This is a genomic window from Vibrio sp. KMM 9700 (genome assembly GCF_058545285.1).
Window position 1 is genome coordinate 986,740 of the sequence record NZ_CM178589.1, and the last position, 24,183, is coordinate 1,010,922.

9 protein-coding genes, 6 rRNA genes and 1 pseudogene are annotated in these 24,183 nt (G+C 45.0%); 5 read left to right on the forward strand and 11 right to left on the reverse strand.

The window, feature by feature from the left end; translation table 11 throughout:
- Positions 1–325: 325 nt before the first annotated feature.
- From rrf (AC2VOY_RS04420) to rluD, 9 genes are all read right to left on the reverse strand, one after another.
- Positions 326–441: ribosomal RNA gene (gene rrf / locus AC2VOY_RS04420) — 5S ribosomal RNA — on the reverse strand.
- Between the two features lie 145 nt (positions 442–586).
- Positions 587–3,480, reverse strand: a 23S ribosomal RNA gene (locus AC2VOY_RS04425).
- A 360-nt stretch (positions 3,481–3,840) separates the two neighbouring features.
- Positions 3,841–5,383, reverse strand: a 16S ribosomal RNA gene (locus AC2VOY_RS04430).
- 408 nt (positions 5,384–5,791) lie between these two features.
- Positions 5,792–5,907, reverse strand: a 5S ribosomal RNA gene (rrf, locus tag AC2VOY_RS04435).
- A 134-nt stretch (positions 5,908–6,041) separates the two neighbouring features.
- Positions 6,042–8,935 (reverse strand): 23S ribosomal RNA (locus AC2VOY_RS04440).
- A 360-nt stretch (positions 8,936–9,295) separates the two neighbouring features.
- Positions 9,296–10,838: ribosomal RNA gene (locus tag AC2VOY_RS04445) — 16S ribosomal RNA — on the reverse strand.
- Together the 16S, 23S and 5S rRNA genes form the textbook arrangement of a ribosomal RNA operon.
- 707 nt (positions 10,839–11,545) lie before the next feature.
- Positions 11,546–14,128, reverse strand: coding sequence for an ATP-dependent chaperone ClpB (gene clpB / locus AC2VOY_RS04450; RefSeq protein ID WP_491832522.1), 2,583 nt, complete (start codon positions 14,126–14,128; stop codon positions 11,546–11,548).
- A 100-nt stretch (positions 14,129–14,228) separates the two neighbouring features.
- A complete protein-coding gene (pgeF, locus tag AC2VOY_RS04455; protein ID WP_491832523.1) occupies positions 14,229–14,984 on the reverse strand; it encodes a peptidoglycan editing factor PgeF in 756 nt (251 codons plus the stop codon).
- Positions 14,985–15,165: 181 nt separating this feature from the next.
- A complete protein-coding gene (rluD, locus tag AC2VOY_RS04460) occupies positions 15,166–16,146 on the reverse strand; it encodes a 23S rRNA pseudouridine(1911/1915/1917) synthase RluD (RefSeq protein WP_491832525.1) in 981 nt (326 codons plus the stop codon).
- 195 nt (positions 16,147–16,341) lie between these two features.
- On the opposite strand from rluD, the pseudogene bamD reads away from it, so the two are divergent.
- The 4 genes and pseudogenes from bamD to yjjX form a co-directional block, all read left to right on the forward strand.
- Positions 16,342–17,064 (forward strand): annotated as a pseudogene (gene bamD, locus AC2VOY_RS04465) (outer membrane protein assembly factor BamD); the annotation flags it as partial.
- Positions 17,065–17,454: 390 nt separating this feature from the next.
- On the forward strand, positions 17,455–17,802 hold the full coding sequence (gene hpf, locus AC2VOY_RS04470; RefSeq protein WP_491832527.1) for a ribosome hibernation-promoting factor, HPF/YfiA family: 348 nt from the start codon (positions 17,455–17,457) through the stop codon (positions 17,800–17,802).
- Between the two features lie 153 nt (positions 17,803–17,955).
- Positions 17,956–19,140, forward strand: a complete 1,185-nt coding sequence (pheA, locus tag AC2VOY_RS04475; RefSeq protein WP_491832529.1) for a prephenate dehydratase — start codon at positions 17,956–17,958, stop codon at positions 19,138–19,140.
- A 14-nt stretch (positions 19,141–19,154) separates the two neighbouring features.
- Positions 19,155–19,700 carry an inosine/xanthosine triphosphatase gene (gene yjjX / locus AC2VOY_RS04480; RefSeq protein ID WP_491832531.1) on the forward strand — a complete coding sequence of 182 codons (546 nt, stop codon included), beginning with the start codon at positions 19,155–19,157 and terminating at the stop codon, positions 19,698–19,700.
- An 81-nt stretch (positions 19,701–19,781) separates the two neighbouring features.
- On the opposite strand, the gene trpR is transcribed toward yjjX, so the two are convergent.
- Positions 19,782–20,132 carry a trp operon repressor gene (gene trpR / locus AC2VOY_RS04485; protein WP_491833014.1) on the reverse strand — a complete coding sequence of 117 codons (351 nt, stop codon included), beginning with the start codon at positions 20,130–20,132 and terminating at the stop codon, positions 19,782–19,784.
- A 79-nt stretch (positions 20,133–20,211) separates the two neighbouring features.
- Positions 20,212–22,158 (reverse strand): murein transglycosylase, encoded by a 1,947-nt coding sequence (gene sltY, locus AC2VOY_RS04490; protein ID WP_491832532.1) that lies wholly within the window; start codon positions 22,156–22,158, stop codon positions 20,212–20,214.
- 296 nt (positions 22,159–22,454) lie between these two features.
- On the opposite strand from sltY, the gene ettA reads away from it, so the two are divergent.
- Positions 22,455–24,122 (forward strand): energy-dependent translational throttle protein EttA, encoded by a 1,668-nt coding sequence (ettA, locus tag AC2VOY_RS04495; RefSeq protein ID WP_491832533.1) that lies wholly within the window; start codon positions 22,455–22,457, stop codon positions 24,120–24,122.
- Positions 24,123–24,183: the final 61 nt, after the last annotated feature.

Genomic DNA, 24,183 nt, shown 5'->3' on the forward strand with positions numbered 1-24,183 from the left:
TATTATCTTTCCAACAGAAAGATAATGAATTGACTGTGCCAAGTTTTCTATATCGTAAAACGATAAGAAATCTCGATTTGGTCACTAGTTCATTGAAATTTTGACTCTTAGTAAACTAAGAAGTCTAATTGTACAATCAACGAGTGCCCACACAGATTGATAGGTTTAAATTGTTAAAGAGCTTAACTTTCAACGACTTACATTTAAGCTTATCGTTTCGAGATGCGTATAATACGCTTTTCACTTTGAAAGTCAACATAAAACTCTAACTTATTCGATAAAGTTTTATGGTGACTTTTCCTTTGCAGGAAAAGTGCAAATTAGAACCTGGCGATGTCCTACTCTCACATGGGGAAACCCCACACTACCATCGGCGCTATTACGTTTCACTTCTGAGTTCGGCATGGGATCAGGTGGGTCCATAATGCTATGGTCGCCAAGTAAATTCTTTTTATTTAACGTTTCACGTTAAATAATAATTCGGAAAGCTGTTATTTTCTTTATAACATAAGCTATAAAATATAAGGTTCTCACACTCATTTAAGCGCTTCTATTCAGTCCAACTACAAAACTTTTTAGGTGTTGTATGGTTAAGCCTCACGGGCAATTAGTACAGGTTAGCTCAACGCCTCACAACGCTTACACACCCTGCCTATCAACGTTCTAGTCTCGAACAACCCTTTAGGACACTTAAAGTGCCAGGGAAGACTCATCTTAGGGCTCGCTTCCCGCTTAGATGCTTTCAGCGGTTATCGATTCCGAACTTAGCTACCGGGCAATGCCATTGGCATGACAACCCGAACACCAGAGGTTCGTCCACTCCGGTCCTCTCGTACTAGGAGCAGCCCCCTTCAATCTTCCAACGCCCACGGCAGATAGGGACCGAACTGTCTCACGACGTTCTAAACCCAGCTCGCGTACCACTTTAAATGGCGAACAGCCATACCCTTGGGACCGACTTCAGCCCCAGGATGTGATGAGCCGACATCGAGGTGCCAAACACCGCCGTCGATATGAACTCTTGGGCGGTATCAGCCTGTTATCCCCGGAGTACCTTTTATCCGTTGAGCGATGGCCCTTCCATTCAGAACCACCGGATCACTATGACCTGCTTTCGCACCTGCTCGAATTGTCATTCTCGCAGTCAAGCGGGCTTATGCCATTGCACTAACCTCACGATGTCCAACCGTGATTAGCCCACCTTCGTGCTCCTCCGTTACTCTTTGGGAGGAGACCGCCCCAGTCAAACTACCCACCAGGCACTGTCCTCACCCCAGATAATGGGGCTAAGTTAGAACATCAAGCATACAAGGGTGGTATTTCAAGGTTGACTCCACGCAATCTAGCGACTGCGCTTCAAAGTCTCCCACCTATCCTACACATGTAGGGTCAATGTTCAGTGCCAAGCTGTAGTAAAGGTTCACGGGGTCTTTCCGTCTAGCCGCGGGTACACTGCATCTTCACAGCGATTTCAATTTCACTGAGTCTCGGGTGGAGACAGCGTGGCCATCATTACGCCATTCGTGCAGGTCGGAACTTACCCGACAAGGAATTTCGCTACCTTAGGACCGTTATAGTTACGGCCGCCGTTTACCGGGGCTTCGATCAAGAGCTTCGACCGAAGTCTAACCCCATCAATTAACCTTCCGGCACCGGGCAGGCGTCACACCGTATACGTCATCTTACGATTTTGCACAGTGCTGTGTTTTTAATAAACAGTTGCAGCCACCTGGTATCTGCGACTCTCGGCAGCTTAGAGAGCAAGTCTCATCACCGCTAAGAGCGTACCTTCTCCCGAAGTTACGGTACCATTTTGCCTAGTTCCTTCACCCGAGTTCTCTCAAGCGCCTTGGTATTCTCTACCCGACCACCTGTGTCGGTTTGGGGTACGATTCCTTACAATCTGAAGCTTAGAGGCTTTTCCTGGAAGCATGGCATCAATGACTTCACACCCTTGGGTGCTCGACGTCGTGTCTCAGCCTAACAATTTCCCGGATTTACCTAAGAAATTAGCCTACGCACTTGAACCTGGACAACCATCGCCAGGCCCACCTAGCCTTCTCCGTCCCCCCATCGCAATTGTAAGAAGTACGGGAATATTAACCCGTTTCCCATCGACTACGCATTTCTGCCTCGCCTTAGGGGTCGACTTACCCTGCCCCGATTAACGTTGGACAGGAACCCTTGGTCTTCCGGCGAGGGAGTTTTTCACTCCCTTTATCGTTACTCATGTCAGCATTCGCACTTCTGATACCTCCAGCAGCCCTTACAGACCACCTTCAACGGCTTACAGAACGCTCCCCTACCCCGCATATTCGTAAGAATATGCAGCCGCAGCTTCGGTTTATAGCTTAGCCCCGTTACATCTTCCGCGCAGGCCGACTCGACTAGTGAGCTATTACGCTTTCTTTAAATGATGGCTGCTTCTAAGCCAACATCCTAGCTGTTTTAGCCTTCCCACATCGTTTCCCACTTAGCTATAATTTGGGACCTTAGCTGGCGGTCTGGGTTGTTTCCCTCTCCACGACGGACGTTAGCACCCGCCGTGTGTCTCCCGGATAGTACTTACTGGTATTCGGAGTTTGCAAAGGGTTGGTAAGTCGGGATGACCCCCTAGCCTTAACAGTGCTCTACCCCCAGTAGTATTCATCCGAGGCGCTACCTAAATAGCTTTCGGGGAGAACCAGCTATCTCCAGGTTTGATTGGCCTTTCACCCCTAGCCACAAGTCATCCGCTAATTTTTCAACATTAGTCGGTTCGGTCCTCCAGTTGATGTTACTCAACCTTCAACCTGCCCATGGCTAGATCACCTGGTTTCGGGTCTATACCTAGCAACTCGACGCCCAGTTAAGACTCGGTTTCCCTACGGCTCCCCTAAACGGTTAACCTTGCTACTAAATATAAGTCGCTGACCCATTATACAAAAGGTACGCAGTCACACCACGAAGGTGCTCCTACTGCTTGTACGTACACGGTTTCAGGTTCTATTTCACTCCCCTCACAGGGGTTCTTTTCGCCTTTCCCTCACGGTACTGGTTCACTATCGGTCAGTCAGTAGTATTTAGCCTTGGAGGATGGTCCCCCCATGTTCAGACAAGGTTTCACGTGCCCCGCCTTACTCGATTTCACTGATTATGAGGTGTTGGTTACGGGGCTATCACCCTGTATCGCCAAGCTTTCCAGCTTGTTCACCTGCCTCATCAAAAGCTTAAGGGCTAATCCGATTTCGCTCGCCGCTACTTTCAGAATCTCGGTTGATTTCTTCTCCTCGGGGTACTTAGATGTTTCAGTTCCCCCGGTTCGCCTCATTAACCTATGTATTCAGTTAATGATACATGCTTATGCATGTGGGTTTCCCCATTCGGAAATCCCAGACTCAAGTGGTTTTTACTACCTAATCTGGGCTTATCGCAAGTTAATACGTCCTTCATCGCCTCTGACTGCCAAGGCATTCGCCGTGTACGCTTATTCACTTAACCATACAACCCTAAAAAGTTTTAGTGTTGTATACCAAACAAATAAGATTTGTTTTTGATATTTAGAGGGTTAATCTAAATATCGATTGCCGGACTCAATAGATACGTTTAATTACTTAGTAATTAAACGCCAAGACACTTAAATGTGTGTTTGTTTACTTATCTTAAAAGATAAGATTGAGAACTTTTGGTGAAATAATAAAAATTGAAATTTATTATTTCGTCAGCTTTCCAAATTGTTAAAGAGCAAACTCACTGAAAATAGTGAAGTTATTGATAAATACATTCAACATGCACTTATCAATAACGCTTTAATATTTAAACATATCAATCTGTGTGGACACTCATCTATGCACTTTCGTATAAGGAGGTGATCCAGCCCCAGGTTCCCCTAGGGCTACCTTGTTACGACTTCACCCCAGTCATGAACCACAAAGTGGTAAGCGTCCTCCCGAAGGTTAAACTACCTACTTCTTTTGCAGCCCACTCCCATGGTGTGACGGGCGGTGTGTACAAGGCCCGGGAACGTATTCACCGTGGCATTCTGATCCACGATTACTAGCGATTCCGACTTCATGGAGTCGAGTTGCAGACTCCAATCCGGACTACGACGCACTTTTTGGGATTCGCTCACTTTCGCAAGTTGGCTGCCCTCTGTATGCGCCATTGTAGCACGTGTGTAGCCCTACTCGTAAGGGCCATGATGACTTGACGTCGTCCCCACCTTCCTCCGGTTTATCACCGGCAGTCTCCCTGGAGTTCCCACCATTACGTGCTGGCAAACAAGGATAAGGGTTGCGCTCGTTGCGGGACTTAACCCAACATTTCACAACACGAGCTGACGACAGCCATGCAGCACCTGTCTTACAGTTCCCGAAGGCACCAAAGCATCTCTGCTAAGTTCTGTAGATGTCAAGAGTAGGTAAGGTTCTTCGCGTTGCATCGAATTAAACCACATGCTCCACCGCTTGTGCGGGCCCCCGTCAATTCATTTGAGTTTTAATCTTGCGACCGTACTCCCCAGGCGGTCTACTTAACGCGTTAGCTCCGAAAGCCACGGCTCAAGGCCACAACCTCCAAGTAGACATCGTTTACGGCGTGGACTACCAGGGTATCTAATCCTGTTTGCTCCCCACGCTTTCGCATCTGAGTGTCAGTATCTGTCCAGGGGGCCGCCTTCGCCACTGGTATTCCTTCAGATCTCTACGCATTTCACCGCTACACCTGAAATTCTACCCCCCTCTACAGTACTCTAGCCTGCCAGTTTCAAATGCCGTTCCGAGGTTGAGCCTCGGGCTTTCACATCTGACTTAACAAACCACCTGCATGCGCTTTACGCCCAGTAATTCCGATTAACGCTCGCACCCTCCGTATTACCGCGGCTGCTGGCACGGAGTTAGCCGGTGCTTCTTCTGTTGCTAACGTCAAGCAACGCAGTTATTAGCTACGCTACCTTCCTCACAACTGAAAGTACTTTACAACCCGAAGGCCTTCTTCATACACGCGGCATGGCTGCATCAGGCTTTCGCCCATTGTGCAATATTCCCCACTGCTGCCTCCCGTAGGAGTCTGGGCCGTGTCTCAGTCCCAGTGTGGCTGATCATCCTCTCAGACCAGCTAGGGATCGTCGCCTTGGTGAGCCATTACCTCACCAACTAGCTAATCCCACATAGGCATATCCTAACGCGCAAGGCCCGAAGGTCCCCTGCTTTGGCCCGAAGGCATTATGCGGTATTAGCTATCGTTTCCAATAGTTATCCCCCACATTAGGGCAATTTCCTATGCATTACTCACCCGTCCGCCGCTCGACGCCGAAGGTGCAAGCACCTTCTCGTTTCCGCTCGACTTGCATGTGTTAGGCCTGCCGCCAGCGTTCAATCTGAGCCATGATCAAACTCTTCAATTTAAGATTTTGTGTCTTTCGACAAGCTCAATGAATACTGACTTCAAAACTAATTCTTACCCGAAGATAAGATGTAATTCTAAAGCTATTATCTTTCCAACAGAAAGATAATGAATTGACTGTGCCAAGTTTTCTATATCGTAAAACGATAAAAAATCTCGATTTGGTCACTAGTTCATTGAAATTTTGACTCTTAGTAAACTAAGAAGTCTAATTGTACAATCAACGAGTGCCCACACAGATTGATAGGTTTAAATTGTTAAAGAGCTTAACTTTCAACGACTTACATTTAAGATTATCGTTGCGAGATGCGTATAATACGCTTTTCACTTTGAAAGTCAACATAAAACTCTAACTTATTCGATAAAGTTTTATGGTGACTTTTCCTTTACAGGAAAAGTGCAAATTAGAACCTGGCGATGTCCTACTCTCACATGGGGAAACCCCACACTACCATCGGCGCTATTACGTTTCACTTCTGAGTTCGGCATGGGATCAGGTGGGTCCATAATGCTATGGTCGCCAAGTAAATTCTTTTTATTTAACGTTTCACATTAAATAATAATTCGGAAAGCTGCTATTTCTTTTTAAAGAAAAAATTCTCTAACACTACATTCAAGTGTTTCTATTCAATCCAACTACAAAACTTTTTAGGTGTTGTATGGTTAAGCCTCACGGGCAATTAGTACAGGTTAGCTCAACGCCTCACAACGCTTACACACCCTGCCTATCAACGTTCTAGTCTCGAACAACCCTTTAGGACACTTAAAGTGCCAGGGAAGACTCATCTTAGGGCTCGCTTCCCGCTTAGATGCTTTCAGCGGTTATCGATTCCGAACTTAGCTACCGGGCAATGCCATTGGCATGACAACCCGAACACCAGAGGTTCGTCCACTCCGGTCCTCTCGTACTAGGAGCAGCCCCCTTCAATCTTCCAACGCCCACGGCAGATAGGGACCGAACTGTCTCACGACGTTCTAAACCCAGCTCGCGTACCACTTTAAATGGCGAACAGCCATACCCTTGGGACCGACTTCAGCCCCAGGATGTGATGAGCCGACATCGAGGTGCCAAACACCGCCGTCGATATGAACTCTTGGGCGGTATCAGCCTGTTATCCCCGGAGTACCTTTTATCCGTTGAGCGATGGCCCTTCCATTCAGAACCACCGGATCACTATGACCTGCTTTCGCACCTGCTCGAATTGTCATTCTCGCAGTCAAGCGGGCTTATGCCATTGCACTAACCTCACGATGTCCAACCGTGATTAGCCCACCTTCGTGCTCCTCCGTTACTCTTTGGGAGGAGACCGCCCCAGTCAAACTACCCACCAGGCACTGTCCTCACCCCAGATAATGGGGCTAAGTTAGAACATCAAGCATACAAGGGTGGTATTTCAAGGTTGACTCCACGCAATCTAGCGACTGCGCTTCAAAGTCTCCCACCTATCCTACACATGTAGGGTCAATGTTCAGTGCCAAGCTGTAGTAAAGGTTCACGGGGTCTTTCCGTCTAGCCGCGGGTACACTGCATCTTCACAGCGATTTCAATTTCACTGAGTCTCGGGTGGAGACAGCGTGGCCATCATTACGCCATTCGTGCAGGTCGGAACTTACCCGACAAGGAATTTCGCTACCTTAGGACCGTTATAGTTACGGCCGCCGTTTACCGGGGCTTCGATCAAGAGCTTCGACCGAAGTCTAACCCCATCAATTAACCTTCCGGCACCGGGCAGGCGTCACACCGTATACGTCATCTTACGATTTTGCACAGTGCTGTGTTTTTAATAAACAGTTGCAGCCACCTGGTATCTGCGACTCTCGGCAGCTTAGAGAGCAAGTCTCATCACCGCTAAGAGCGTACCTTCTCCCGAAGTTACGGTACCATTTTGCCTAGTTCCTTCACCCGAGTTCTCTCAAGCGCCTTGGTATTCTCTACCCGACCACCTGTGTCGGTTTGGGGTACGATTCCTTACAATCTGAAGCTTAGAGGCTTTTCCTGGAAGCATGGCATCAATGACTTCACACCCTTGGGTGCTCGACGTCGTGTCTCAGCCTAACAATTTCCCGGATTTACCTAAGAAATTAGCCTACGCACTTGAACCTGGACAACCATCGCCAGGCCCACCTAGCCTTCTCCGTCCCCCCATCGCAATTGTAAGAAGTACGGGAATATTAACCCGTTTCCCATCGACTACGCATTTCTGCCTCGCCTTAGGGGTCGACTTACCCTGCCCCGATTAACGTTGGACAGGAACCCTTGGTCTTCCGGCGAGGGAGTTTTTCACTCCCTTTATCGTTACTCATGTCAGCATTCGCACTTCTGATACCTCCAGCAGCCCTTACAGACCACCTTCAACGGCTTACAGAACGCTCCCCTACCCCGCATATTCATAAGAATATGCAGCCGCAGCTTCGGTTTATAGCTTAGCCCCGTTACATCTTCCGCGCAGGCCGACTCGACTAGTGAGCTATTACGCTTTCTTTAAATGATGGCTGCTTCTAAGCCAACATCCTAGCTGTTTTAGCCTTCCCACATCGTTTCCCACTTAGCTATAATTTGGGACCTTAGCTGGCGGTCTGGGTTGTTTCCCTCTCCACGACGGACGTTAGCACCCGCCGTGTGTCTCCCGGATAGTACTTACTGGTATTCGGAGTTTGCAAAGGGTTGGTAAGTCGGGATGACCCCCTAGCCTTAACAGTGCTCTACCCCCAGTAGTATTCATCCGAGGCGCTACCTAAATAGCTTTCGGGGAGAACCAGCTATCTCCAGGTTTGATTGGCCTTTCACCCCTAGCCACAAGTCATCCGCTAATTTTTCAACATTAGTCGGTTCGGTCCTCCAGTTGATGTTACTCAACCTTCAACCTGCCCATGGCTAGATCACCTGGTTTCGGGTCTATACCTAGCAACTCGACGCCCAGTTAAGACTCGGTTTCCCTACGGCTCCCCTAAACGGTTAACCTTGCTACTAAATATAAGTCGCTGACCCATTATACAAAAGGTACGCAGTCACACCACGAAGGTGCTCCTACTGCTTGTACGTACACGGTTTCAGGTTCTATTTCACTCCCCTCACAGGGGTTCTTTTCGCCTTTCCCTCACGGTACTGGTTCACTATCGGTCAGTCAGTAGTATTTAGCCTTGGAGGATGGTCCCCCCATGTTCAGACAAGGTTTCACGTGCCCCGCCTTACTCGATTTCACTGATTATGAGGTGTTGGTTACGGGGCTATCACCCTGTATCGCCAAGCTTTCCAGCTTGTTCACCTGCCTCATCAAAAGCTTAAGGGCTAATCCGATTTCGCTCGCCGCTACTTTCAGAATCTCGGTTGATTTCTTCTCCTCGGGGTACTTAGATGTTTCAGTTCCCCCGGTTCGCCTCATTAACCTATGTATTCAGTTAATGATACATGCTTATGCATGTGGGTTTCCCCATTCGGAAATCCCAGACTCAAGTGGTTTTTACTACCTAATCTGGGCTTATCGCAAGTTAATACGTCCTTCATCGCCTCTGACTGCCAAGGCATTCGCCGTGTACGCTTATTCACTTAACCATACAACCCTAAAAAGTTTTAGTGTTGTATACCAAACAAATAAGATTTGTTTTTGATATTTAGAGGGTTAATCTAAATATCGATTGCCGGACTCAATAGATACGTTTAATTACTTAGTAATTAAACGCCAAGACACTTAAATGTGTGTTTGTTTACTTATCTTAAAAGATAAGATTGAGAACTTTTGGTGAAATAATAAAAATTGAAATTTATTATTTCGTCAGCTTTCCAAATTGTTAAAGAGCAAACTCACTGAAAATAGTGAAGTTATTGATAAATACATTCAACATGCACTTATCAATAACGCTTTAATATTTAAACATATCAATCTGTGTGGACACTCATCTATGCACTTTCGTATAAGGAGGTGATCCAGCCCCAGGTTCCCCTAGGGCTACCTTGTTACGACTTCACCCCAGTCATGAACCACAAAGTGGTAAGCGTCCTCCCGAAGGTTAAACTACCTACTTCTTTTGCAGCCCACTCCCATGGTGTGACGGGCGGTGTGTACAAGGCCCGGGAACGTATTCACCGTGGCATTCTGATCCACGATTACTAGCGATTCCGACTTCATGGAGTCGAGTTGCAGACTCCAATCCGGACTACGACGCACTTTTTGGGATTCGCTCACTTTCGCAAGTTGGCTGCCCTCTGTATGCGCCATTGTAGCACGTGTGTAGCCCTACTCGTAAGGGCCATGATGACTTGACGTCGTCCCCACCTTCCTCCGGTTTATCACCGGCAGTCTCCCTGGAGTTCCCACCATTACGTGCTGGCAAACAAGGATAAGGGTTGCGCTCGTTGCGGGACTTAACCCAACATTTCACAACACGAGCTGACGACAGCCATGCAGCACCTGTCTTACAGTTCCCGAAGGCACCAAAGCATCTCTGCTAAGTTCTGTAGATGTCAAGAGTAGGTAAGGTTCTTCGCGTTGCATCGAATTAAACCACATGCTCCACCGCTTGTGCGGGCCCCCGTCAATTCATTTGAGTTTTAATCTTGCGACCGTACTCCCCAGGCGGTCTACTTAACGCGTTAGCTCCGAAAGCCACGGCTCAAGGCCACAACCTCCAAGTAGACATCGTTTACGGCGTGGACTACCAGGGTATCTAATCCTGTTTGCTCCCCACGCTTTCGCATCTGAGTGTCAGTATCTGTCCAGGGGGCCGCCTTCGCCACTGGTATTCCTTCAGATCTCTACGCATTTCACCGCTACACCTGAAATTCTACCCCCCTCTACAGTACTCTAGCCTGCCAGTTTCAAATGCAGTTCCGAGGTTGAGCCTCGGGCTTTCACATCTGACTTAACAAACCACCTGCATGCGCTTTACGCCCAGTAATTCCGATTAACGCTCGCACCCTCCGTATTACCGCGGCTGCTGGCACGGAGTTAGCCGGTGCTTCTTCTGTTGCTAACGTCAAGCAACGCAGTTATTAGCTACGCTACCTTCCTCACAACTGAAAGTACTTTACAACCCGAAGGCCTTCTTCATACACGCGGCATGGCTGCATCAGGCTTTCGCCCATTGTGCAATATTCCCCACTGCTGCCTCCCGTAGGAGTCTGGGCCGTGTCTCAGTCCCAGTGTGGCTGATCATCCTCTCAGACCAGCTAGGGATCGTCGCCTTGGTGAGCCATTACCTCACCAACTAGCTAATCCCACATAGGCATATCCTAACGCGCAAGGCCCGAAGGTCCCCTGCTTTGGCCCGAAGGCATTATGCGGTATTAGCTATCGTTTCCAATAGTTATCCCCCACATTAGGGCAATTTCCTATGCATTACTCACCCGTCCGCCGCTCGACGCCGAAGGTGCAAGCACCTTCTCGTTTCCGCTCGACTTGCATGTGTTAGGCCTGCCGCCAGCGTTCAATCTGAGCCATGATCAAACTCTTCAATTTAAGATTTTGTGTCTTTCGACAAGCTCAATGAATACTGACTTCAAAACTAATTCTTATCCGAAAATAAGATGTAATTCTAAAGCTATTATCTTTCCAACAGAAAGATAATGAATTGACTGTGCCAAGTTTTCTATATCGTAAAACGATAAGAAATCTCGATTTGGTCACTAGTTCATTGAAATTTTGACTCTTAGTAAACTAAGAAGTCTAATTGTACAATCAACGAGTGCCCACACAGATTGATAGGTTTAAATTGTTAAAGAGCATCTTCTTAGCTTGCTTAGTGGCTTGCCTTGAAGAGGTGCGCTATCTTATAGATTTAAACTCAAGTGTCAAACACTTTTTTGAAGTTTTTCTATTTTCTTTCATTTAAGAAGAAAGCGACTTATTTAACTGACTTGCTCTGCTGCTTTGCTCTTCAAGCTAGGCGGCGTCTGCCGTGTCAGTGAGTGCGCATTATAGGGATATAGATCACATTGGCAAGCGTTATTTTGCAAAAATCACAAAAAAGTGCATTTTATTTAAAATTAAGCATTAAAGCCTTATTTACACACTTTTTAGTTACACCTTACCCACAAAAATCTGTGGATAACCTTGGTTTTGCTTGTTTTTTGAGCGTCTTGTTTTCTCGATACAAAAAAGCTCAGCATAAAAATTAATGCTGAGCTTTTTGTCTTTATTTAGTAGTCATAGATAGACAGTTAGCTTTAGTGAATCACTATCTCACTATCTTCAACATTTAAGTAAACACTTTGCCCAGGTGTAAACTCACCTGAAAGCATTGCATGTGCCAATGGGTTTTCAACATATTGCTGAATCGCTCGTTTTAATGGTCTTGCGCCATAGACAGGATCAAAACCAATCTCAGCTATCATCTCAAGCGCAGCATCGCCAACTTCGAGCGTTAATTCTTGCTCAGTCATTCTTTGAGCTAAGCGATCAAGCTGAATTTTCGCAATCGACTTAATATGCTCTTTACCTAATGGGTGGAACACGACGCTTTCATCCACACGGTTTAAGAACTCAGGTCTAAAGTGAGAACTCACCACTTCCATGACGGCAGCTTTCATTTCATCATAAGTTGCATGATCGGCATTTTGTTGGATGCGATCAGAGCCAAGGTTAGATGTCATGATCACCACAGTATTTTTAAAATCAACCGTGCGTCCTTGGCCATCCGTTAACCGCCCATCATCTAATACTTGCAGTAAAATATTAAACACATCAGGATGCGCTTTTTCGACTTCATCGAGTAAGATCACTGAATATGGCTTACGACGCACCGCTTCGGTTAAATAACCACCGGACTCATAGCCAACATAACCTGGAGGTGCACCGACTAGACGTGAGACGGAATGTTTTTCCATAAACTCAGACATATCAATGCGCACCATGGCATCTTCACTATCAAACATAAAGTTCGCTAAGGTTTTGCATAGCTCGGTTTTACCCACACCAGTTGGACCTAAGAATAAGAAAGAGCCAATAGGTTTATTGGGATCAGAAAGCCCTGCGCGTGAGCGGCGAATCGCGTTGGCCACAACATCGACAGCTTCCACTTGCCCGATGACGCGCTCATGTAACACATCTTCCATCGAAAGAAGCTTCACTTTTTCCGCTTCAAGCATTTTTGAAACAGGGATCCCTGTTTGACGCGACAGAACTTCTGCAATTTCTGTATCCGTCACACGGTTCTTCAACAGCGTAAAGGATTGAGCTTGCTCTGCGCTTTCAGCTTGCGAGGCTTGTGCCAGTTGTTTTTCAAGCTCTGGAATACGACCATATTGCAGCTCAGACATACGTGATAAATCACCAGCACGATGCGCAATATCTAATTCGATACGCGCTTGCTCTAATGCTTCTTTAATATGTTGCGTGCCAGAAACCGTAGCTTTCTCACTCGTCCAGATTTGCTCAAGCTCACTGTATTCACGCTCTTTATCTTCAAGCTCATGGCTAATCGCTTCTAGACGTTTCAAACTCGCAGCGTCGTTTTCTTTTTTCAGCGCTTGTTGCTCGATTTTTAATTGAATGATGCGGCGATCAAGTTTATCCAACTCTTCGGGTTTAGAATCCATTTGAATACGGATGCTTGACGCAGCTTCATCGATTAAATCGATCGCTTTATCTGGCAGTTGACGATCAGAAACATAGCGATGCGACAAACTAGCTGCCGCCACAATTGCAGGATCTGTGATTTCAACATGGTGATGCAACTCATAACGCTCTTTCAGGCCACGTAAAATCGCAATCGTATCTTCAACACTTGGCTCATCAATCAATACTTTTTGGAAACGACGCTCAAGTGCTGGGTCTTTCTCTATATATTGACGATATTCATCAAGGGTTGTTGCGCCTACACAATGGAGCTCACCACGAGCCAGTGCTGGTTTAAGCATATTACCAGCATCCATCGAACCTTCACCTTTACCTGCCCCAACCATGGTATGAAGCTCATCAATAAAGAGGATCACGTTGCCATCTTCTGCTGCTAACTCATTGAGCACGGCTTTTAAACGCTCTTCAAATTCACCACGGTATTTTGCACCGGCAATCAAAGCGCCCATATCTAAAGATAATACGCGGCGACCACGCAAGCCTTCTGGGACTTCGTTATTCACCACTCGTTGTGCTAGGCCTTCTGCAATCGCAGTTTTACCTACGCCCGGTTGACCAATCAAAACTGGGTTATTTTTCGTGCGGCGTTGTAAAACTTGAATCGTGCGGCGAATTTCATCATCACGCCCAATCACAGGGTCAAGTTTACCTTGCTCAGCGCGTTCGGTGAGATCAATAGTGTATTTCTCAAGGGCTTGACGAGATTCTTCAGCGTTTGGATCATCCACCGTTTGCCCTGCGCGAATTTGATCGATTGCTTGCTCTAGATTTTGCTTGGTTAATTTAAATTGTTTAAATAGCTCACCCAAAGCGCCTTTGTCTTCTACTGCTGCAAGCAAAAAGATTTCGGCTGCAATATAGCTATCTTTACGTTTTTGACTAATTTGATCGCAAAGATTTAAAAGATTGGTTGCTGGGCGACTAAGTTGCACTTCACCAGCGGTGCCGGTTACTTTTGGAAGTTTATTTAACTCTGCGGCTAATTTAGTGCGAAACTGCGCCACATCGACACCGAGCATAGAAAAGATTGAGCGCGCGACACTGTTTTCTTGATCAAGCAGTGCCTGCATAATGTGTACAGGCTCAATCAAGGAATGATCACGACCCAGTGCGAGAGATTGCGCATCTGATACGGCAAGTTGAAATTTACTCGTAAACTTATCAAAACGCATATTGACCTCCAATATAAAAGATTATCTGCTTTTATAAATTGGTCTGATTTGGCGTAAATTCAAGGGGCGATTAAAAAACAATCAAAAATACAGTTGGATTTTATTCAATCCAGATAAAGCTTGCTTGACGACCGGTTACGCCATCTCGGCGATAAGAATAGAAACGTTCTTTATCTTGATAGGTGCATAGATTGCTTTGATAGACAGAGGAAACCCCAGCTAGTTGCAAGCGAAGTTCAACCAGTTTGTTCATATCAGCAAAATACTTGCCTTCGACTGGATGTGAATGAAATGCTTTGGCAAACTCAGCAGCCATTGGCGCGCCTTGGATCACAAAAGCATCATACACATCTTGCCCGACTTCAAAGGCTTCAAGCTCTATTGCAGGGCCAACCCAAGCCATCAGCTCATTGGGATCTGCAAAACTTGCGACTGCGTTTTCCACCACACCGCCGGCTAAACCGCGCCAACCTGCATGCACAGCTGCCACTTGTGTGCCTTGCTTATTAGTCAGTAACACAGGTAAGCAATCAGCCGTCATCACGCAACACACCACACCAGAAGTTTTAGTTGTGCTGGCATCAGCTTCAAAAACCTCAGATGTTGGCGCGTCAAATGATAAAAGCTTAGCGGAATGGATTTGCGAGAGCCAAATTGGCGCACTTGGCATATTTAACGCTTGCATGATCAGTCGACGATTTTCAAGCACAGCTTGTTCATCATCTGCCACATGCATGCCTAAATTAAGCCCTTGATATGCACCTTGAGATACCCCAGCTAAACGCGTACTCGAAAATGCTCGAATATTTTTTGGCGCCGGCCAGTTGGGAGTAATCGCCATCTCAATTTGACTCATTTGCAATCCTTTCTTTTCTATTTCAACTATAAAATATACTCAAAATCATTGGAGATGCAGCAAGGCAACAAGGTGGTGAGACCCTAGGAGCATATAGGAATATGTGACTAGGGCGAGTCGCCGTACCTTTCTTTTTAAAAAGATCAGCGAAGTTGCAGCTTCAAGGATGAAGAGTATTTTTTTAATCTTTAATCATCTCATCTTTATGCAGCTTAGTATCTTCACGCAGCGCTTCGGTCATCACCACCATATCATTTGGGATCGGTGCATGGAACTGCATCTCTTCACCTGTGACTGGGTGTTTGAATTTCAGCATGACTGCGTGTAGCGCTTGACGATCAAAACTGCGGATCATTTGAGTTAGTTCTTCTGAAGCATTTTTTGGAATACGCGCACGTCCGCCATAAGCTATATCCCCAAGCAGTGGATGCTGCAGATAAGACATATGAACACGGATCTGGTGCGTACGACCGGTTTCAAGGCGCAGACGAATACGTGTGTGCTCACGGAAATGCTCGGCAACACGGTAGTGAGTGATCGCTGGCTTCCCTAGCTCATTCACCGCCATTAACGTACGTTTAGTAGAATGACGACCGATTGGCTTTTCAATCATGCCACCCGCTGTCATAGTGCCAATGACAATCGCTTCATATTCACGCGTAATATTACGTTTTTGCAGGGCACGAACCAGACGCGTTTGCGCAGGAACAGTTTTCGCCACTACCATTAAGCCAGTCGTGTCTTTATCCAGACGGTGCACGATACCAGCACGTGGCACTTCTGCAATATCAGGATAATGATGCAGCAAAGCATTTAGCACTGTGCCATCTGGCGTACCAGCACCTGGGTGAACCACAAAGTCACGCGGTTTATTGATAACGAGTAAATCATCATCTTCATAAACAATATCAAGTGGCAAGTCTTGCGCCACCCAGCGATCTTCATCTTCAAGCTCAGCATGGATAAGCACGCTTTCGCCACCCATCACTTTGACGCGCGGTTTAGTCACCACTTGTCCATCAAGTTCAACTTTACCTTGCAGGAGCCACTCTTTCAGACGCGAGCGAGAGAAGTCTGTGAAAATTTCGGCAATCGCTTGATCTAAGCGCTGCCCCAATTGAGACGGTTTAATCGTATCTTCTAATTTTATCTGTTGGGCCATATTTGAACTTTTTAAAAAACAATGAGACTAATATCCATCAAATCTATATACTCTTTAATTCTGAAGCTGTCGTAACAACTTCAACAAATTTAATGATAGAATCGAATAAATAGGATAGGTTTATCCTTCATTGTATCTGTTAAACTACAAGAAGTAACGGACGAACCCATTAAATCAAGGAAATTTCTCCTCAAGATGAAACATCAACGCTTTATAACACTGATTTTAATAGCATTACTCGCTGGTTGTTCTTCAACGAAAGAAGTAGTGCCAGACACGCCACCGGCAGAACTTTACGCAGCAGCGCAGCAAAAGCTCCAATCTGGAGACTGGCAGAGTGCGATTTCTAGCCTTGAAGCTTTGGATTCACGTTATCCATTTGGCCCGTATTCAGATCAAGTACAGCTAAATCTTATTTATGCTTACTACAAATCTGGCCAATATCCGCTATCAGTGGCAACTATTTCACGCTTTACACGCTTAAATCCAACTCATGAGCGTAGTGACTGGGTTTTATATATGCGTGGTCTGAATTATATGGCACAAGATAATAACTTTTTGCATTCCATTTTCCATATGGACAGATCGGATCGCGATCCTGAGCCAGCAAAAGTTGCCTTCAATGACTTTAAAACATTACTTGAGCGCTACCCTAACAGCCAATATTCTGCTGATGCCAAGCAACGTTTGGTCTACTTGAAAAACCGCCTTGCACAATATGACTTAGCTTCAGCTGATTATTACTTACGCCGTGAGGCTTATATTGCTGCGGTAAATCGAGCTCAAGAACTGCAAAAAACTTATCCTGATACCCAAGCTGCGCGCAAGTCATTACATATTCAGTATGATGCATACAAAGAACTTGGTTTAGAAACAGCCGCAGCTAACACGAAAAAAATGATGAAATTAAACCCTGTCGGCAAAGATGAAGTTGTTAACATTAATGATGTACAAGATGATGATGATGACTCAAGCTGGACAGATTGGTTTGACTGGTTCTAAGTCAAAACTTGGCTTCTTGAATTAAATAAAATAATAGATTAAAACAGCGGCTTTCATTTGAGGTCGCTGTTTTTTTATTTATTTTTTATATACTTATTAACATTTAGATACAACTCAAAACACCCCAAATAGCATACAAAAGAATCATATCGCGCAAGTTTTAATCGATTCATACTGATAAGTCTCACACTTCCTCCAAGTTTACATATGATGTTAAATAAAAGTGATCTTGATCACACCTTTTTCTCTCAGAAGTACGTACTCTGAATTTGTACCTATATCGGTAAGTGAAAAGGAAAGTCGTCTATGAAAATAAATATTACCGGCAAAAACATCGAAGTTACAGATGCAATCAAAGCGCACATTGAGGCTAAAATTAGCAAACTTGAAAAATGGGGAGTTGATTTAATTGGCTGCCAAGCAAGTATTAGTGCTGAGCCAAACAAGCAACACAAAATCGATGTCACTGTAAGCGTTCCTAAGGGACAACTTGTCGCTTCAGCAGTCAACGACGACTTATATAAAGCGATTAACGAAGCAGAGCAAAAGCTAGAGCGTCAGCTCAATAAGCTTAGCCACAAACCAGAAGCTCGTCGCAATGCCGACCGCCCTGCTTTCGCCGCTGAAGAATCAGAAGCGGAAATCGAAGATTAATTTCACTTCTTAGATAAAACTAGATTTATCTTTAAGCACTCCACTTGGGGTGCTTTTTTTATGTGATTTTAGTTTGTCAAAGCTTGCTTGAATTGGCTTTACTCGGTATCTTCAAATGATAAATAAAATAATTTCGCGAAATAGGATACGCACATGACCATAGAGCAACTTTCCCTTGATGAGATACGTCTACGTTTAAACGATCTGGATGATCAATTACTCTCTTTATTATCTCAAAGACGTGCATTAAGCCTAGAAGTTGCGAAAAGCAAAGTCGAAACATCTAAAGCTGTGCGTGATGCAAAACGAGAGCAAGAGCTCTTAGTCAAGCTGATTAATAACGGCAAAGATAAATATCAACTCGATGCCCGCTATATCACTAAGTTGTTCCATATCATTATTGAAGACTCAGTGCTGTTACAACAATCTTTCTTGCAAAACCTTGCCAACCCAGAGCAAAGTCGTAAACCTTTGGCAAGAGTCGCGTTTTTAGGCTCAAAAGGCTCATATTCACATCTTGCAACCCTTGATTATTTTGGCCGCAAGAACATGGACTTGGTCGAAATGAACTGTGCCAAGTTCAAAGATATTACCGATACGGTAGAATCAGGGCATGCCGATTATGGCGTTCTGCCGATTGAGAACACCAGCTCAGGCTCGATCAATGAAGTTTATGATCTTCTGCAGCACACTTCACTATCGATTATTGGTGAAATCACCCAACCAATTGAGCATTGTTTGCTGGCTAAAACCGATTTGCCATTAGAGAAGATCACGACCCTTTATTCTCACCCACAACCGCATCAGCAATGCAGTGAATTCTTACACCGTCTTGAAAATGTAGAGCTAAAAACTTGTAATAGTACAGCCGATGCGATGCAAACTGTGGCGCAAATGGATGATCCAAATGTTGCGGCTATCGGTAATGCATTAAGCGGTAAACTATATGGCTTACAAAGCATTAAAACAGATATTGCGAATCAAACTGAAAACCAAACTCGCTTTATTTTAGTTGCGCGTAAACCGGTTGAGGTTTCGGAGCAAATCCCGGCAAAAACAACCTTAATTATGTCAACCTCACAAGAGCCTGGCGCCTTAGTTGAGGCCCTGCTTGTACTACGTCGTTATGACATCAATATGAGTAAACTCGAATCACGTCCTATCTTAGGTAACCCGTGGGAAGAGATGTTTTATGTGGATCTTGAGGCGCATTTAGATTCAATGCCAATGCAAAATGCATTAAGTGAGCTCACCAAGTTAACTCGTCATTTAAAAGTTCTGGGCTGCTATCCAATTGAAAATATTCAACCAACGCAAGTGCATCTAGCTAAAGCATAATTTTAGGTCGAGATATGACAACTTTAACGATAGCTGTAGCATCTAAAAATCCAGCTAAAATTCGAGCGGTAAAAGAAGCATTTTGTCTTGCTTATCCAATGAAGGCGCTAATTGTGCAAGGTATTGATGCGCAAAGTCAGGTCGCAGACCAACCTTTATCCGACGCAGAAACCAAGCAAGGCGCACTTAATCGAGTGCAAGATGCAAAAGCAAAATACCCTGGCGCTGATTTTTATGTGGCGTTAGAGGCCGGCATAGATGACAGCATGACTTACGCTTGGATGATTATTGAAAATAATCCTGTCGATGAGAAAAATTTGATCCGTGGTCAATCACGCTCAGCTGGGCTTGAACTCCCTCAAAGAGTCTTAGAGAAAGTTAACCAAGGCAAAGAGCTTGGGGATGTGATGGATGAAGAATTTAGCACCACAAATGTTAAACAAGCAGGCGGCGCGATTAGCCTCTTCACCAATGGGCTAATTACCCGTTCAAGTGTCTATCAAGATGCAATTTTGCTCGCGCTCGCACCTTTTCTACATTCGGAGCGCTATAAGTCATAAAAGCTTTGCATCACCTTGTTAAAAGCATATAAAGGGCGCGTCATAATACTTTTAAAGTAGGCTGACAGCGTCCTTTTTTATCTATTTTAAGCTTTCAAATAACGCTTTCAGCCTTTCTTTATCCTCTGCGGCAACCGACTTCATTTGATTGGAGCCACGGGTCACTGTCGCGATTCCAACTTTAAGCAGTTGACTGATTTGACGCTGTGATTTCTCACCTTCTAAAAGCTCGTACACAATATTCATGCGCGATAAAACCGTATCACGCTCATCAGGAGTGAGTAAGACAGAAAGAATAAATCCAATATGGGCCTTGGATAATTGGAGGTTATTGTCGCTAGATTCAGTTGTCGAATGCGTAGAAGTGGGATCGGATTTTGCCAGCAAGCTTAATACATCTTGCCAGTCACTAAATTCTGGGGTGTCTTGGATCTGTTCTTGCATAAAAAAGCTCCTGAATGAGTATGTTAGTAATATAACATGTATTCAGGAGCTAGTACAAAATATGAATTTAATAGCGTGTTTTAGCTTCACTTGGCGTTAAGAAACTACCTTGCTTGCCAAGTAGGCTGCGATAGTAAACTTCAAACATCAAGATGTTTTGCACATAACCACGCGTCTCATTAAATGGGATCGCCTCAATAAATGAGAAAGCATCCACACGCCCATTGGTACGTGAGCGCCATAGTTTCACACGGCTTGGTCCTGCGTTATAACCTGCAAGTGAGAAGATGCGGTTATTGTTGTAGTCATCCATTAAACTTGCAAAATATTGGCTACCGATCTCAATATTCTTATTTGGTTGCACTAACTGATGCGCACCAGAATAAGGAATATTAAACAGTCTCGCCGTATGGGTTGCCGTTGCAGGCATAATTTGCATCAAACCACGCGCGCCAACAGGTGAGCGAATTTTTTCATTAAAGGCACTTTCTTGGCGAGATAACGCCATCAAGGTAATGAAATCTAAGCCATGTTTACGTGCATAGCTTTCATAGGTTGAGCGATACGCAATCGGAAAACGTAAGCTTAAATGATCCCACATGTCCCCTTCAATGGTTGCAACCACTGCATCGTTATACCAATGTTGCTGCTGCGCATATAAAGCTAATTGCTCTCTTTGATCTTCAGTGGCATGTTTAATCAGATACAACCATTCACTGCGCGCAGAGCCTGCTTTATCTAGCGCTTTCATCTCTTTAATGCGAGAAAGTGCTTTTTGTTTTGAGGCTAATTCTTCAGGCTCGCTTTTGACCACAATCCCTGAAACTTGCACGGGCTTGCCCAACGCAAAGGCTGCTGCCGCACTGTAAAAGTTACGCTGCCCAAGCATAGCATTTAAACGCTGCTCAGCTTTTTTGGTTTCCCCCTTAGATTGTTCCACGCGAGCTTGCCAATATTGCCAACGTAAATCTTCTTGGCCTTCTTTTGGCATACGCGCAATCCAGCCTTCAAGCCCTTTCATATTGCCATTTTGAATCGCTAAACGCGCACGACGTTCTAATCTATCAAGGTTTGAAGATGTTGATAGCGCTTTATCACGCCATTGAGCTAAATAACTTGATTCTGTATTGGTGAGCCAAGAGGCGGTTTCATCAGCCATTTGTTGGCGCTGATCTTTCGATAGCTTTTGATTCGCAGCCACTTGCTCAAACACACTGACAGCTTGTTGCGTATTCTTACGCGCCAGTAATTCATGACCTAACACGGTAAATTCTTGGCTATCTTCTGTAATTGGGCGGCGCTTACTAAAATCAACAACCTTACTTGGGCTCTTTATCATCTCAACCACAGCATTACCTAATGCTTTGTTTTGCGAAGACTGAAGCTCTTTTGCCAAATAAGTTACAATACTCGTATTGCGCGCATCAAATGCAAGCTTCATACGCTCTAGGACTAAATCATCACCGCGCTGACCGGCGGCTTCCCAACGTGAAAATAAAGGATCGCAAGCTGAATCAATGCTGCGCCCGCTAAGCCATAAATTTTCAGCGCCTTTAAAGGCTTCTGATTTTTGCCCTGTTACATATTTGGCATAATAATATTGGCACTTATATTTCTCTGTATTTGGCTCTGTGGTTTGATATTGCAAGTAACGCTGCCAATTGCCTGATTTTGCTAAGGTATCTAAATAGTTCGCGCGTACGCTTTCTGAAAATGGAAAATCTTGATATTCCTTAGAAAAAGCTTCAACTTGAGCGGGGGTTTTACTGCTTAGGTTTGAATTAAATACTCGGTAATCCAAATAAGGCGTAAGCGGATAATTTGAAATACGCGGACGTAGCGCTTGGTATTCGCTGATTTTATTGGCTGAAATCAAATCTTGCGCCTGATCATACCAAGATCTTTGCTGAGCTAAATCAGCGTGCGCAACCGAGGAGACCCCAGCAAGGCCAAAGCAAAGCAGACCAAGCAAAGGCTTGCGCTTTTTAGGTGAGGAAGAATGAGCGTGACACATAGAAGGCAATTTCCCTATAAAAACAATAACAAAAAATGAATACTTAATTCACCAAACGTTTCCATCATAGCAAGTTTATTATTTACACGCTGTTATTTTAAACAAGGAAATTGTAATTTCTTTTACATTTTACCCTCAAGGTTTGTCTTGTTTTTAAATCGTACAAATAGAATGCAAGCCAGATAAACGAGAGCATATTAGCATGTGAATTTAGGTCAATAAGATGTAAACTTAGGCATATTTCTCTCATCTATGAGAGCTTTCTTCTGTGTAAAAAATGATAGGATGATCCAGCAATGGCTGAATACGTTTATACCATGTCGCGCGTGAGCAAGATTGTTCCGCCGAAACGTCAAATTTTAAAAGATATTTCTTTAAGCTTTTTCCCTGGCGCTAAAATCGGTGTCTTAGGTCTAAATGGTGCAGGTAAATCAACCTTGCTGCGCATTATGGCTGGCATAGATACAGATATTGAAGGGGAAGCACGTCCACAACCTGGCCTAAAAGTGGGTTATCTACCGCAAGAGCCAGTGCTTGACGAGTCAAAAACCGTACGTGAAATTGTTGAAGAAGCCGTGAGTGATGTTGCCGATGCACTCAAACGCATTGACGCAGTTTACGCAGCCTACGCAGAACCTGATGCTGATTTTGATGAGCTAGCAAAAGAGCAAGCAGAGCTTGAAGCCCTAATTCAAGCCAAAGATGGTCATAACCTAGAAAATGCCCTTGAGCGTGCAGCCGATGCACTGCGTTTACCTGAATGGGATGCAAAAATTGAGCACCTTTCAGGTGGTGAGCGTCGCCGTGTGGCGATTTGTCGTTTGCTTCTTGAAAAACCAGATATGTTATTGCTTGATGAGCCAACCAACCACTTGGACGCAGAATCTGTGGCATGGCTTGAGCACTTCTTAGTGGACTACAGCGGCACTGTGGTAGCGATTACCCACGACCGTTATTTCCTTGATAATGCAGCAGGTTGGATCTTAGAGCTTGACCGTGGTGAAGGTATTCCATGGGAAGGTAACTATACCTCTTGGCTTGAGCAAAAAGATGCCCGTCTAGCGCAAGAAGCTTCGGCTGAAAATGCACGTAAGAAGACGATTGAGAAAGAGCTTGAGTGGGTTCGTCAAAACCCGAAAGGTCGCCAAGCAAAATCAAAAGCACGTATGGCCCGCTTTGAAGAGTTGACCACAACTGATCACCAAAAACGTAATGAAACCAATGAGCTGTTTATTCCGCCGGGTGAGCGTTTAGGGGATAAAGTGTTAGAAGTGAACAACCTAACCAAATCATTTGGCGATCGCGTATTAATTGATAACTTATCTTTTAGCATGCCAAAAGGTGCGATTGTCGGGATTGTGGGTGCCAACGGTGCGGGTAAATCTACCCTATTTAAAATGCTAAGTGGTAGCGAGCAGCCAGATTCTGGCACAATCGAGCTTGGTGACACTGTTAAATTGGCATCGGTTGATCAGTTCCGTGACAGCATGAATGATAACAACACTGTCTTCCAAGAAATCTCGGAAGGCGCTGATATCATCAAGATCAACAACTTTGAGATCCCTGCACGTGCATATTGCTCACGCTTTAACTTTAAAGGTGTGGATCAGCAAAAACGTATTGGTGAGCTTTCTGGTGGTGAGCGTAACCGTGTTCACTTAGCTAAACTGCTCAAGGCTGGCGGTAACGTCTTACTACTCGATGAGCCAACCAATGACTTGGACGTTGAAACGCTTCGTGCACTTGAAGAAGCACTTCTTGAGTTCCCAGGTTGCGCTATGGTCATCTCGCATGACCGTTGGTTCTTAGACCGTATCGCGACCCATATCCTTGATTATCGTGATGAAGGCCAAGTGAACTTCTTTGAAGGGAACTATACCGAATACTCTGAGTGGTTGAAGAAAACCCTTGGCGCCGCTGCTGCTGAGCCGCATCGCATTAAGTATAAGCGTATATCTAAATAATCTTCACTGTTGAGCTTATTGCTCGGCTGACTGAACTTCCAAGCCCTAGTCCATATTCTTA